At 69.3% G+C, this 13,069-nt stretch carries 10 protein-coding genes and 2 pseudogenes; 7 read left to right on the forward strand and 5 right to left on the reverse strand.

Annotation, left to right across the window (positions count from 1 at the left end; genetic code table 11):
* Positions 1–102: 102 nt before the first annotated feature.
* On the reverse strand, positions 103–1,059 hold the full coding sequence (locus CWT12_RS02745) for a carbohydrate kinase family protein (RefSeq protein WP_161923613.1): 957 nt from the start codon (positions 1,057–1,059) through the stop codon (positions 103–105).
* Between the two features lie 72 nt (positions 1,060–1,131).
* Positions 1,132–1,422 (reverse strand): exodeoxyribonuclease VII small subunit, encoded by a 291-nt coding sequence (locus CWT12_RS02750; RefSeq protein ID WP_161923614.1) that lies wholly within the window; start codon positions 1,420–1,422, stop codon positions 1,132–1,134.
* A gap of 360 nt (positions 1,423–1,782) precedes the next feature.
* Between CWT12_RS02750 and CWT12_RS02755 the strand changes: the two genes are divergently transcribed.
* From CWT12_RS02755 to CWT12_RS02780, 6 genes and pseudogenes are all read left to right on the forward strand, one after another.
* Entirely contained in the window at positions 1,783–2,592 is an 810-nt protein-coding gene (locus CWT12_RS02755) for an ABC transporter permease (RefSeq protein ID WP_237564282.1), read from the forward strand.
* 28 nt (positions 2,593–2,620) lie between these two features.
* Positions 2,621–3,574 carry a carbohydrate ABC transporter permease gene (locus CWT12_RS02760; protein WP_161923615.1) on the forward strand — a complete coding sequence of 318 codons (954 nt, stop codon included), beginning with the start codon at positions 2,621–2,623 and terminating at the stop codon, positions 3,572–3,574.
* Between the two features lie 12 nt (positions 3,575–3,586).
* Positions 3,587–5,308 carry an extracellular solute-binding protein gene (locus tag CWT12_RS02765; protein ID WP_161923616.1) on the forward strand — a complete coding sequence of 574 codons (1,722 nt, stop codon included), beginning with the start codon at positions 3,587–3,589 and terminating at the stop codon, positions 5,306–5,308.
* 143 nt (positions 5,309–5,451) lie between these two features.
* Positions 5,452–6,311, forward strand: a pseudogene (locus tag CWT12_RS02770) (glycoside hydrolase family 32 protein); the annotation flags it as partial.
* A 27-nt stretch (positions 6,312–6,338) separates the two neighbouring features.
* Positions 6,339–6,938, forward strand: coding sequence for a GH32 C-terminal domain-containing protein (locus tag CWT12_RS02775; RefSeq protein ID WP_237564355.1), 600 nt, complete (start codon positions 6,339–6,341; stop codon positions 6,936–6,938).
* 247 nt (positions 6,939–7,185) lie between these two features.
* On the forward strand, positions 7,186–8,211 hold the full coding sequence (locus CWT12_RS02780; protein WP_161923619.1) for a LacI family DNA-binding transcriptional regulator: 1,026 nt from the start codon (positions 7,186–7,188) through the stop codon (positions 8,209–8,211).
* A gap of 100 nt (positions 8,212–8,311) precedes the next feature.
* Here CWT12_RS02780 and xseA read toward each other — a convergent pair whose 3' ends face one another.
* Entirely contained in the window at positions 8,312–9,685 is a 1,374-nt protein-coding gene (gene xseA / locus CWT12_RS02785; RefSeq protein ID WP_374939188.1) for an exodeoxyribonuclease VII large subunit, read from the reverse strand.
* Between the two features lie 70 nt (positions 9,686–9,755).
* Between xseA and CWT12_RS02790 the strand changes: the two genes are divergently transcribed.
* Positions 9,756–10,802, forward strand: coding sequence for a 4-hydroxy-3-methylbut-2-enyl diphosphate reductase (locus CWT12_RS02790; protein WP_161923620.1), 1,047 nt, complete (start codon positions 9,756–9,758; stop codon positions 10,800–10,802).
* Between the two features lie 61 nt (positions 10,803–10,863).
* Here the strand turns inward: CWT12_RS02790 and CWT12_RS02795 are convergent, their stop codons facing one another.
* Together CWT12_RS02795 and CWT12_RS02800 are read right to left on the reverse strand one after the other, a co-directional pair.
* Positions 10,864–11,541 (reverse strand): hypothetical protein, encoded by a 678-nt coding sequence (locus CWT12_RS02795; protein WP_161923621.1) that lies wholly within the window; start codon positions 11,539–11,541, stop codon positions 10,864–10,866.
* A 135-nt stretch (positions 11,542–11,676) separates the two neighbouring features.
* Positions 11,677–13,011 (reverse strand): annotated as a pseudogene (locus tag CWT12_RS02800) (DNA recombination protein RmuC).
* Positions 13,012–13,069: the final 58 nt, after the last annotated feature.

The following is a 13,069-nucleotide window of genomic DNA, read 5'->3' on the forward strand; positions in this document are numbered from 1 at the left end:
GCGTTGGCGCCGAAACCCGCAGTCGCCTGCAACGTCTACCGATCTCGGCATGTAATGTCTACCGACCTCGGTGAAGGGGGGCGAGTGTGCGGGGGCGGGGGGTTAGACGGTGGGTGACTCCAGCTCGGCGCGGGTGGGCGGGTTGGCGCCGGCGCGAGAGACCGTGATGTCGGCGATGGCGGCCGCGTGCCGCAGGACGCGCTCCAGGGCGGCGGCGTCGATGCTGCGCAGCGCCTCGCGCTGCTCGGCGCCCACCAGGCCCTCGGCCCAGATGCCGTCCTCGAGCCCGCCCATGAAGGAGTCGCCCGCACCGACGGTGTCGGAGACCACCACGGTGGGGTCGGCGGGCACCTCCATGCGCAGCCCGGACGCGGTCACCGCCAGCGAGCCCTGCTTACCCCGGGTAACGACGACGACGGCCGCGCCCAGGGCCAGCCACTCGCGCGCCACGGCCTCGACGTCCGCGTCCTCGCCATAGAACCACTCGATGTCCTCATCGGAGCACTTGACCACATCGGCAAGGGAGATCAGCCGCTCCACCTGGGTGCGTGCCTGCTCGGGGGTGCCCATCAGCTGCGGGCGGGCGTTGGGGTCGTAGCAGATCGTGGAGGTGGCCCGGAAGTCTGACAGCACGCGCTCGACCGTGGCCGCGCCGGGCTCCAGGATCGCTGCGATCGAACCGGTGTGCACCAGCAGCGGCGCCGCCGTGCCCTCAGTGCGCTGCGGGTACGGCGGGTTCCAGTCCAGGTCGAACACGTAGGTGGCGGCACGGTCGGCCCCGATGGTGGCCTGCGCGGTGGAGGTGCGCGCGGCGCCGTCGGAGCCTGGCGTGAGCCGCACACCGGAGGCCTCGAGGTGAGAGCGCACCGCCTGGCCGCGCGGGTCGGTGCCGATCCAGCAGTCCAGCTCGGCGTCGCGGCCCAGGCGGCTGAGTCCCAGGGCGACGTTGGCGGGGGAGCCGCCGGGGATGTCTTGGGCGGGCTCGCCGGGGTGGATGACGACGTCGACGAGTGCCTCGCCGATGACAAGGGCGGTTCCTGCGGGGCCGGGTGCTGACATGTTGGGGCTCCTCATGGTTGGTGGGCGGTGGCGAGGGCTGACGGTGACAAGCGAGTGCGGGTGGAAGAGCGCTCAGAAGGGTGTGGAGCTGGCGCCGGGGCCGGCGGAGTCGGCGGACTCGCTCCCATCGCCGGCGACGGCGGCCAGGCGGGCGCGGGCGTCATCCAGCCAGGACTGGCAGCGGGCGGCCAGGGCCTCGCCACGCTCCCACAGCTTCAGCGCCTCTTCCAGCGGAACCTGACCGGCCTCCAGGCGCTGGACGACGCCGACCAGCTGCTCGCGAGCCTGCTCGTAGGGCAGGGAGGCGACGTCGGCGTTGGCGTCTGCGGGGCCGGTCGGCTCAGCGGGGGAGGGCGCGCTCATGGCACTGATTGTTGCATGTGCGCGGTCACTGCGCGCCGGTTATCACGGCAGGGTACTGGCTCGGCTTGCCGCCCTGTGTCATCTGGCGGCTCGCGCAAAACCGCTCGCAAAAACGTCTTGACAGCAGGATGGGAGGCGGGCAAGATATGCCTGCCAAATCGTTTAGGGCGCTCGTATCTTGCCGTCTCAAGCGAACGGCGCTCACTCCCCGCCTAGATGGAGGACAACGATGTCTAGTCCCGCCCCGCCGCCGCCAGGCGGCGTCGCACGTCCCTGTGGGCGCGCGTAGCCCGCCATTGGCAGCTGTACCTGCTGCTGGCCCCGGCGCTGATCTACCTGGTCGTATTCAAGTACTGGCCCATGTACGGCGTGCAGATCGCCTTCCGCAACTACAACCCCATTGACGGCTTCCTGGGCAGCGAGTGGGTGGGGCTGGAGCACATCAGCCGCTTCCTGCACTCCTTCCAGTTCACCCGCATCTTCTTCAACACCATCGCCATCAACGTCCTCGGACTCGTCTTCGGCTTCCCCGTGCCGATCATCCTGGCGCTGCTGATCAACCAGCTCGCCTCCCGCAAGCTGAAGTCCTTCATCCAGACGGTGCTGTTCTCGCCCGCCTTCATCTCCACCGTGGTGGTGGTCGGCATGCTGTTCGTGCTGCTCTCGCCCCGCTCCGGGCTGGTCAACAACATCATCACCCTGACGGGCGGGAGGCCGATCAACTTCATGAACGAGGAGGGCTGGTTCCGGCCCATCTACGTCATGAGCGACATCTGGCAGAACGCCGGTTTCTCCATGATCGTCTACCTCGCCGCCCTGGCGGGCATCGACCCCAGCCTGCACGAGGCCGCGCGCGTGGACGGCGCCAACCGCTGGCAGCGCCTGTGGCACATTGACCTGCCCGGCATCCGTCCGATCGTGTCGATCATGCTGATTCTGGCGGTCGGCAACCTGCTCAACCTGGGCTTTGAGAAGGCCCTGCTGATGCAGACGGACCTGAACCTGGGCGCCTCGCAGATCATCCAGACCTACGTCTACGACGTGGGCCTCAAGAGCGCCCAGTTCTCCTACTCGGCCGCCATCTCCCTGTTCAACTCCGTCCTCAACATGATCCTGCTGCTGGTGTTCAACCAGGTCGCCAAGCGCGCGGGTCAGTCGAGCCTGTTCTGACCGCCCGCGAGATACTCGAGGAGACCCCATGACCACCGCACCCGCGTCAGTGCTCGACGCCGCCCCCACCTTCCGCAGCTCCGGCCCGCGCCGCCTCATGGAGCGGATCGCCGACCCGCTCTACACCGCCTTCGTCGTCCTGCTGCTGGGCGGCGCCGTAATCGCGATCATCTACCCGCTGTACTTCGTCGTCATCGCCTCGATCTCCGACCCCAACCAGGTCTACGAGGGCAACGTGTGGCTGTGGCCCAAGAACATCACCTTCGAGGGCTACCAGCGCATCTTCTCCACCTCCACCGTGCTGCGCGGCTTCGGCAACTCGCTGCTGTACACGGCGGTGGGAACCGCCATCTCGGTGTGCTCCATCCTCGGGGCCGGCTACGCCCTGTCCCGCAAGTCCCTGCCCGGCCGCAACTTCTTCATGGTGCTGTTCATCATCACCATGTTCTTCGACGGCGGCATGATCGCCCGCTACCTGGTGGTGCGCGACCTGGGGATGCTCAACACCATGTGGGCCGTGGTGCTGCCCGGCGCCATCGGTGTCACCAACCTCATCATCGCCCGCACCTTCTTCGAGACGACCATCCCCGAGGAACTGCACGAGGCCGCCGCCCTCGACGGCGCCAGCGAGTGGCGCTACTTCTTCCGCATCGTGCTGCCGCTGTCCAAGGCACTGATCATGCTGCTGGTGATCACGCACGCGGTGGCCTACTGGAACTCCTTCTTCGACGCCCTGATCTACCTCAACGACGACGCCAAGTACCCCCTCCAGCTGGTACTGCGCAACATCCTCATCCAGTCCGACGTGTCCGGCTCCGGCGTATCGGCCACCGGCATGGACTCCTACGCCGAGTCCCAGCGCATCGCCGAGCTGATGAAGTACGGAATGATCGTCGTCTCCACCTTCCCGCTGCTGTCCATACTGCCCTTCACCCAGAAGTACTTCGCCCAGGGCGCCCTCATCGGCGCCGTGAAGAGCTGAGAGGTCCCCCAAATGCTGCCCCGTAACACCGCTACCACCACTGCCGCCGTCAGCGCACCGCTCCCCACCGACCGTCTGGCCGCCGTCTCCGGCGTCGCCCGCCGACCGGTCAGCCGCCGCCTGCTGCTGCGCGGCACGCTCGCCGGCGCGGGCCTGCTCGCCCTGGCCGCCTGCTCGAGCAAGAAGAGCGACGCCGACTACCGCGTCCCCGACGAGTCCGCCTCCGCCGGCCTGGCCGACGCTCCAGACTCCCTGCCTATCGTCTCCACTCCGATCACGGTCACCGCCACCGGCTCGCGCTCAGCCCTGTCCGTGCCCTACGGCCAGATGGAGCTGACCCAGCAGTGGGAGCAGGAGACGAATATCCAGGTGCAGTGGAACATGCTCACCGAGGACGTGTACGCAGAGAAGAAGAACCTGCTGCTGGCCTCCGGGGACCTGCCGGACATCCTGTGGAACACCGGGCTGACCGACGCCGAGGTATCCACCTACTCCGCCAACCACACGCTGGTGCCGCTGGACGAGTTCTTCGCCGACAACTGCCCCAACATCACCGCGCTGCTGGACGCCCGCCCCGATATCCGCTCGGCCATCACCAGCGAGGACGGGCACATCTACACCCTGCCCAGCGTGGAGGAGCTCGGGCTCGTACCCTTCCCGAACTTCCTGTACCTGAACACCGACTGGCTGGACGCCGTCGGCCGCGACATGCCCACCACCATCGAGGAGCTGCACGAGACGCTGCTGGCATTCAAGGAGCAGGACCCGTCCGGAACCGGGAAGCTGCTGCCGCTGTCATTCATCCCGGGCTCCTTCTGCGCCAACCCGTGGGACATCATCGCCGCTTACGGCGGCCAGGCGGACAACAATGACCACCGCATCGTGATCGACCGGACGGCCGTATTCACCGCCTCCACCGAGGAGTGGAAGGAAGGGGTCAAGCAGCTGCACACCTGGTACGCCGAGGGCCTGATCGACTCGGAGTCCTTCTCTCAGGATGACACCGCCTACCTGGCCAAGGGAAAGACGGAGCAGGAGTCCTTGGCGGCCTTCTACTGGTGGGAGGCGACCGAGTTCGTGGGGGAGGACCGCGAGGGCCATTACGCGCTGTGCCCGGTGCTGGCGGGAGTGGACGGCGTGCGCCGCGCCTCGGTGTCCAACAACCAGGAGATCTCCCGCGGCGCCTTCGCCATGACCCGCACCTGCCGCTACCAGGCGGCGGTGATGCGCTGGGTGGACCGCATGTATGACCCGGTCATGTCTGCCCAGAACAGCTGGGGGCCGATCGGCGTGACCCTGGAGTACGACGAGGACGGCATGCTGGCCCAGATTCCGGCGGCCGAGGGCGAGTCGGAGGGGGAGCGGCGGCAGAAGGTGGCTCCCGGCGGCCCGAAGTCCACCACTGCGCGTGACTTCGAGGAGGTCGTGCTGCCTGAGCCGCGTGCCTCCCTGCGCCAGGAGCAGGTGGCCGCCGAGTACGCCGAATGGGCCGCCAATGACGCCTTCCCGCCCGTGGTGTTCACCAATGCCGAGCTCGATGACCTGTCCCTGATCGACTCGGATGTGTCCACCCTGGTCAAGCAGAAGTTCGCCCAGTGGGTGGTGGGCGGCGGCATCGACGCCGACTGGGACGGCTATCTTAAGGACCTCGAGACCACGGGCCTGAGCCGAATGATGGAGATCTATCAGGCGGCGCTGGACCGCTACTACGAGGAGCTGGACGCACGCTCATGACTACCGCCTCCACCACCGCATCAGCGCGGCCCTGGCTCATTCGCTCGGAGGACCGCCTCAGCCTGGCCCCGGCCGAGCAGGCGGCTCACGCCCAGGCGGACCCAGCCCGCCCCCGCTGGCACGCGACCGCTCCCTGGGGGTGGATGAACGATCCCAACGGCCTGAGCGTATGGCCCGGTCCCGACGGCGAGCCCCTGGTGCACCTGTTCTACCAGCACAATCCCCACGCCCCGGTGCATGAGCGTATCGAGTGGGGCCACCAGTACTCGGCCGACCTGGTGCACTGGCACGACCTGCCCACCGCGATTCGGCCCAGTGAGGGCGGCCCGGACGCATTCGGCTGCTGGTCTGGCATCGTGCTGGCCGATGAGCGCGTGGCGGCGGACGGCACCCGCACCACTGTGCCCACCATGGTCTACTCCGGAGCCTCGGAGCGCGCCACCCAGACCGCCTGCCTGGCCACGGCCCTCCCGGAGGACCCGCTGCTGACCCATTGGGTGAAGCACCCGGGCAATCCGGTCATCGACGCCGCGCCCGCCTCCACCGAGGGGCTGGTGGTGCCGGAAATGCGCGACCACTCGGTGTGGCGCGAGAACGGGCGCTGGTTCCAGGTGATGGGGAGCGGCGTGCCTGGGGCCGGTGGCGATGACAGGCAGGTAGGCGCGGCCCTGTGCTTCTCCAGCGAGGATCTGCGCCACTGGGCCTACGAGGGGCCGCTCGCCGTCGGCGACGGCGACGTGGATGTCACGGGCACGGTCTGGGAGTGCCCGGAGCTGGTGCGCCTGGGGGAGACGGACATCCTGTTCGTCTCTGCCTGGCACGCCTCGCGCACACTGCGCTCAATGTGGATGCGTGGCTCGCGTAACGGTACCCGCATGCGCATCGACGTTGTCGGCCGCTCGGACCTGGGGGAGAACTACTTCTACGCCCCCAATCGGTGCTGCTGCCCGACGGGCGGCGCGTGACCATCGGCTGGATGCAGCCCAATGCCACACGCGCCCGGCGCCTGGAGGCGGGCTGGGCCGGCTCCATGAGTGTTCCCCGGGAGATCAGCCTGGGTCCGGACGGAACTGTCCGGTTTCACCCCATCGCGGAGATCGACTCCCTGCGCTCCCAGGTGCTGGCCGATGCTGCCGGTGCGCGGGAGGTCACTGCGGCCGGCGCCCGCCTCGGCGGCGACAGCCTCGATCTGGTGCTGACCGGACGGCTGGGGGAAGCGGAGGGGCTGGTCATGGATCTGGCCGTGTCCGCGGACGGCACGCGGCGCACGCGCCTGCGTCTGGCCCGCCGTACCCCGAGCGGGCCGAAGGGACAGGACGCCTGGACGGGGTGGCTGTCCCTGGACCGCTCCGCCTCCGCCGCACCCGGTTCCCCCTGGGAGGCGCCGGACCGGCGGGAGCTGGCCGGGCCCGTGCCCTTGGGCCCCGAGGGGCAGGTGCACCTGCGGGTACTGCGCGATCGCTCCAGCCTGGAGGTCTTCGTCAACGGCCAGCCGCTGTCCGCGCGCCTGGGGACGGCCCCGGGCGACGACGGCGTACGCATCGACGCCGGCTCGCTTGCGGACGCGCGCCTGCAGGCCTGGTCCATGGCCGACGCCTACACCACCAGGCTCGACCCCGCCGCATCCTGAAACCGGCCCGGTCCACGGACCGCGGCGCCGACACCGCCCTCGCTGTCGCCGTAACTCGCGCCGAGGTCGGTTGATATAACCGCCGAGTTCGGTAGACGTTACGTGCCGAGATCGGTCGAAACTGCGGGGACGCGCAGGAGCACGCTTGCTCCCGATACGGGCGCGATTCGGCCTGTGCCTGCACCCGCGACGGACTGCATGGGGGATACTTACCGCCTGCCCGAGCGTTTGCAGGAGGGAGTGACCGATGAGTCCTGGTCGCGCGACTGACCGGGTCACCATCAAGGACGTGGCCCGCGAGGCTGGCGTGTCCGTCACGACGGTCTCGCACGCATTGAACAATCCGGAGGGGTCGCGCGTCTCGGAGGAGACCCGCAGCCACGTCAAGTCCGTCGCTGCCGCCCTCGGCTACCGCGCCAACCCCTCCGCCCGCGCCCTGCGCACTCGGCGCACGGACACGATCGCCCTGGTTGGGCGCCAACTGGCCACCACGGAGCACCTAGGCCGCATGGTGCTGGGCGCTCAGGACGCCGTGCGTGCCCACGGCGGGCTGCTCATCGTCGCTGACACCGCCGACGACGAGGACGACGTGATCGGCACGCTCATTGACCACCAGGTGGACGGCATCATCCTCGGTGCGCTCTACCACCAGGCGGTTACTGTGCCCTCCGCATTAGCCGGTATCCCAACCGTGGTGGTCAACGCCTTCACCAGTGACCCCCGCTACTCCTGGGTGGTGCCCGACGAGGTGGCCGGCGGCCGTGCCGGTGCCGAGGTTCTGCTCGCCTCCGGGCACCGGCGTGTGGCGATGATCAATAATCACGATGACATTCCCGCGGCTCACGGGCGCGCGGAGGGCTTCATTGCCCGTTGCCGGGAGAGCGGCGTCGAGCCCGTCGTCGTCTCCTGCAAGCCAGCTGGTAGCGCCGCCTATGACGAGGCCGTGCGGCTACTTCAGGCGGCACCCGATGAACGCCCCACTGGAGTGTTCTGCTTCGCCGACGCGATGGCCATGGGCGTGTACGCAGCCGCCGCGCAGCTGGGCCTGCGCATCCCGCAGGACCTGTCCGTGGTCGGATTCGATGACATGATCCTGATCAACGAGTCACTGTCCCCGCGGCTGACCTCCATCGCCCTTCCCCACGCGGAGATGGCGGCGTGGGCGGTGGAACGGCTCTACGAATTGCTGGACACCCCGGGAGCCCAGGCGCAGAACCTGCGGATTGTCGGGCGGGTGGTGGAGAGGGACTCGGTGGCGCGGCCGGATCACTGAGGCCCCGGGCCGCGCCGGCGCGCCCATGGGCAGCAGAAGTCGTCGGTGCCAGCTGTGAGTCCGGGGCTGGCTCCCGCCCGGTGCCAGGCGAGGGGAAAGACTAGGTGGCGGACTCGCTGGAGGGCTTGGTGGTGCCGACTACCTGCGCCACCAGGCGCCCCGAAGCCAGCACTCCCTCGATCAGATCGCCCTTCTTCAACTGCTGAGCAGACTTGACGACGCCGACGCCGGGGCTGCGCAGGATCGCGTAGCCGCGGTCCAGGACTCCCTGCGGGGACAATGCGCGCAGTCGGGCCTGGTCGGCGCGCAAGTCGGCGGTGGCCAGGGACAGGGTGGCGGATAGTGCCCGGCGCATGCGCTCGCGGGCCTGCTCCAGCTCGGCAACCCGGTCGCGCACGATGACAGTCGGGTCGGACATCACTGGGCGGGCCATCACCTGGTCAAGGCCCTGCTGCTCGGTGTCCAGGCGGGAGCGCAGCGCCGTGCGTATACGTTCGCGCGCCTGGTCCAGCCCCACCGTCTCCTCCGCCAGGTCCGGGACGATGCGGCGGGCCGCGTCCGTGGGTGTGGAGGCACGGTAGTCGGCCACCAAGTCCAGCAGCGGGCAGTCGGTCTCGTGCCCGATTGCGGAGACGATCGGGGTGCGGGCGGCAGCCGCTGCCCGCACCAGGCCCTCATCGGAGAAGGGCAGCAGGTCCTCGACGGCGCCGCCCCCGCGGGCCACCACGATCACGTCGACCCCCGGGTCGGCGTCCAGCTCGCGGATGGCGGCGGTGACCTCCCGCACCGCCTGCGCACCCTGCACGGCAACCTCGCGGATCTCAAAGGGCAGGCCGGGCCACCGCAGGCGCGCGTTGACGACGACGTCGTCCTTGGCCTTGGCGTTGCGTCCGCACACCAGCCCGACCTTGCGGGGAAGGAATGGCAGCGGGTGCTTGCGCTCGGTGTCGAACAGGCCCTCGGCTGCGAGAATCCGGCGCAGCTGCTCGATCCGGGCCAGCAGGTCACCGATGCCGACCGGCCGGATGTCATCGGCGCGCAGTTCAAGGCTGCCGCGCTTGGCCCAGAAGCGCGGCTTGGCATGGACGACGACGCGGTCGCCCTCGGTCACCTGCGCTCCGGTGTTCCGCTCTATGGCAGCGAGCTCTCGGGTGAACACGGACACGGACATGGACATGTCGGCGTCGGCGTCACGCAGGGTCAGGTACTGCATTCCCGAGCCGGGGCGCCGGTTGAACTGGACGATCTGCCCCTCCACCCACACGTAGGTCATCTTGTTGATGTACTCGTCGATCTTGGTGGACAGCAGCCGCAGCGGCCAGGGGTTGTCCGGGGTGGTCTCGCGGGCCAGGCGGGCCAGCTGCCGCCCCGCGCCACTGGCCGCAGGCGTACCGGCCGACGTATTCATGGGAGTGCGCGCGGGCGAGTGCGTGGGTGCACGGCGGCTGGGCGGGAACTCGGTCACGGGCTCCACTGTGCCACGTTAAACGCCCCGCGGGCGTGTTCGCCGGGCAGGCTCCTGTGGCACAGTGGTGGGCGTGACCATGAGCGAAACCACCACCGACAGTGCTGCGCCGGGGCGTACCCGCGCTGCCAAGCGCATACTGCTGGCCGCTCCGCGCGGCTACTGTGCCGGCGTGGATCGCGCCGTCGACGCCGTGGAGCAGGCCCTGGCCCATTACGGCGCGCCGATTTACGTGCGCAAGGAGATCGTGCACAACAAGTACGTGGTGGAGGCGCTCACCAAGCGGGGGGCCGTGTTCGTCTCTGAGACCGATCAGGTACCAGAGGGTGCGCGCGTGGTGTTCTCTGCGCACGGCGTGTCCCCGGCCGTGCACGCGCAGGCTGCCGCCCGGCACCTGCAGACCATTGATGCCACCTGCCCGCTGGTGACCAAGGTTCATAAGCAGGCGATCCGCTTCGCCAAGGATGACTACGACATCATCCTTGTAGGTCACGCCGGCCATGAGGAGGTTGAGGGAACCCAGGGGGAGGCGCCTGACCACATCCAGGTAGTCAACGGCCCGGCAGAGGTCGACTCGGTGCAGGTGCGCGACCCGGACAAGGTCGTGTGGATCAGCCAGACTACGCTGTCGGTGGATGAGACCATGGAGACGGTGCGGCGCTTGCGCGAGCGCTTCCCCCACCTGAGTGACCCGCCGGGGGATGACATCTGCTACGCCACGCAGAACCGGCAGGGCGCCGTCAAGGCCATCGCTCCGCAGGTCGACGTCATGATCGTGGTCGGCTCCGGCAACTCCTCCAATTCGGTGCGGCTGAAGGAAGTCGCCCTGGAGGCCGGCGCGCCCGCCGCCCACCGGGTCGACTATGCGCGGGAGCTGGACGCGTCCTGGTTTGACGGTGCCAGCACTATCGGGCTGACTTCCGGGGCCTCCGTGCCGGAGATACTGGTGCGCGAGGTCATTGAGAGGCTGGGGGAGATGGGCTTCTCCGAGGTCGAGCAGGTGCGCACGGCCACGGAGAAGATCGCCTTCTCCCTACCGAAGAACCTGCGCGCCGATCTTAAGGAGGCGGCCGGCGGCCAGGCACCCGAGCGACGGCGTCGTCCGGCCCAGGACCACACCTGCTGACCGTTCCGGCAGTGGGCCGGTAGGCCGCCGACACGGCTCGGCCGCCTACCGGGACCGCCGATCAGCTGATGATGCTGCTCAGGGTTTCGGCGTCGGCCACCACCCGGTCGAAGGGAACCAGCCACACCGAGCCGCTCGGGCCGGTGATTTGCACCACCAGCTGCTCGGCCTGCAGGCATTCGAGCCGTGAGGCGGTGTCGTCGCCCTGAGTCTGCCAGGAGGGTTCCTCGCTGGGGATGATGTAGCCGCCGAGGGCCGGATTGGCCCAGCGCAGCAGCAGCACCCGGGCGCCGGCACGCGCCGGCACTGCGGGATTGGTTGCCAGTGAGGAGGCGACGCCTTTCGCTGAGCCGATGCCTACCGCCTCGGCGAGCGCGCCATAAGTAGTGCAGATCGGGGGCTCGTGGGCTACGAGCTTGGCCATGGCCTCGGCCACCCGCTCCCGCGCAGAGGAGTCGGCGGCGGCGTCGGCAATGGCCCGTACGCGCGCGCCCGTCAGCTGGGCCTTCTCGGCCAGCTCGGATGAGCTCAGGCCGCTGGCGAGTCCGCGCAGGATGAGGTCGTCACGCTCGTCCCGGAGCGTACTGAGCTGGTCCTGAAGCTGCTGTTGCCTGGCGGCGAGTGTGTTCAGATGGCTCAGCACCTCGGCGGGGTCGTCGCTCCCGGCCCGCGGGGCGGTGCCGGGGAGCTGGCCCGAAGCGGCGCGGGCCGAGGTGCTGCTTGTGGTTGCGGCTGCCATAGGAAGATGGACCTCCACATGTTGCGGTCGTGGGTTGCCAGGTACGCTATGGGGCGTACCTGGGAGGTTGCTGCAAAATATCGCAGGAGACCAGTTTATGATAATGGTACTGCGTACGTAACCGCAACGTTGTGATCAGCTCGGTGGTGTGAGGCTGTTGGGGGAGGCGACTCCCGGCGCCGTACCGCCCGGCTGGCCGCCATGGACTGGCGCAGCCATGCGAGGTGGTGGCCCGCTACTCGGTGACTGCGGTCAGCTCGGTGCTGGTGAAGCGGCGGATCTGTGCGTCATCCGGGGAAACCGCCTGCGGCGCGGCCAGGTCACCGCCGAAGGTCTCGAAGGAGCGGGCCGTGACCAGTAGCCGCGACTCCATGGACCCGACCACTTGGTTGTATGCGCTCACGGAGCGCGTCAGGGCGGAGCCCAGGGCGTCGAGGTGCTTGGCGACCGTGCCGAGCCGCTCGTAAAGCGTGCGGCCCAGCTCCACTAGCTCCCGTGCGTCGTCGTTGATGGCGGTGCGGGCCCATGCGGATGCGCAGGTGCGCAGCAGTGCCAACAAGGAGGCCGGCGTGGTCAAGGAGACCCCGCGCTCGAGCGCGTGCTCCATCAGCGTGGGATCTGCCTCCAGGGCCGCGGCCAGGATCGGCTCGGCCGGGACGAACAGCACCACGAGCTCCGGGGAGTCCTGAAGCGTGCGGGCATAGTGGCGGTCCGCCAGGGCATCGATGTGGCCGCGCAGCGCCCTGGCGTGTGCGGCGAGCAGCTTGGCACGGTGCTGTTGGGCGTCCGCCTCGGAGGTTGCGGCATCCGGGCCGGAGCCCACGGCGCAGGCCTTCAGGTAGGAGTCCAGGGGACCTTGGCGTCCAGCGCCAGGAAGCCGTCACCGGGAAGGTGCACCACGACGTCGGGACGCGCTCGGCCCGCGCCGTCCCGAGTGCGGCCCGCACCTTGACGGCGGCCCACCAGGGAGGCTACTGAGCGCTGCTCGGAGAAGTCGATGTGCCGTATCATTCCGGATGCCTCGAGCACGCGTGCGAGCTCGACCTCGCCCCATACCCCGCGCGAGGAGCGCGAGCGCAGGGCGCCCTCCAGCGCCGTCGTGGTGCGGCGCAGCTCCCGATCGGACTCGGCGCCCGCCCGCAGCTGCTCGGTCAGTGCGGCGTGCTCGGCTGCGCGCTGCTGCTCCATCTGCTCCACCCGGGCGCCCACCTGCTCCAGCTGGGCGCGAACCGGTGCGAGGGCGCGCAGCACGGAGCCGTCGCGCTCGGAGCGCTCCTCGGCCACCGCGGTGCGCGCCGTCAGCTCCTCGGCGCGGGCCCGCCACTGGGCCGCCTCGGCGCGCAGGGCGGCGGCCTCGTCGCGACCGCCGGCGCGAGCCGCGGCCGAGCGGGCTACGGCTAGGGCGTAGCCGGACACCGCACCAACTAGCAGGCCGATGAGCAGGAGCAGGACGGGGAGCGCTGTGGACATGGGACCACCATGGCACGGGGCACCGACATTAATGCCGAGCGCTTAGCCGGTCCGCGAG

Source organism: Actinomyces sp. 432, from assembly GCF_009930875.1.
Taxonomy (GTDB): domain Bacteria; phylum Actinomycetota; class Actinomycetes; order Actinomycetales; family Actinomycetaceae; genus Actinomyces.

Bases quoted from the DNA above. Each gene is read 5' to 3' on its own strand.
- CWT12_RS02745 (WP_161923613.1), bottom strand. From the start codon at position 1,059: ATGTCAGCACCCGGCCCCGCAGGAACCGCCCTTGTCATCGGCGAGGCA.
- CWT12_RS02750 (WP_161923614.1), bottom strand. From the start codon at position 1,422: ATGAGCGCGCCCTCCCCCGCTGAGCCGACCGGCCCCGCAGACGCCAAC.
- CWT12_RS02755 (WP_237564282.1), top strand. From the start codon at position 1,783: ATGTACGGCGTGCAGATCGCCTTCCGCAACTACAACCCCATTGACGGC.
- CWT12_RS02760 (WP_161923615.1), top strand. From the start codon at position 2,621: ATGACCACCGCACCCGCGTCAGTGCTCGACGCCGCCCCCACCTTCCGC.
- CWT12_RS02765 (WP_161923616.1), top strand. From the start codon at position 3,587: ATGCTGCCCCGTAACACCGCTACCACCACTGCCGCCGTCAGCGCACCG.
- CWT12_RS02775 (WP_237564355.1), top strand. From the start codon at position 6,339: ATGAGTGTTCCCCGGGAGATCAGCCTGGGTCCGGACGGAACTGTCCGG.
- CWT12_RS02780 (WP_161923619.1), top strand. From the start codon at position 7,186: ATGAGTCCTGGTCGCGCGACTGACCGGGTCACCATCAAGGACGTGGCC.
- CWT12_RS02790 (WP_161923620.1), top strand. From the start codon at position 9,756: ATGAGCGAAACCACCACCGACAGTGCTGCGCCGGGGCGTACCCGCGCT.
- CWT12_RS02795 (WP_161923621.1), bottom strand. From the start codon at position 11,541: ATGGCAGCCGCAACCACAAGCAGCACCTCGGCCCGCGCCGCTTCGGGC.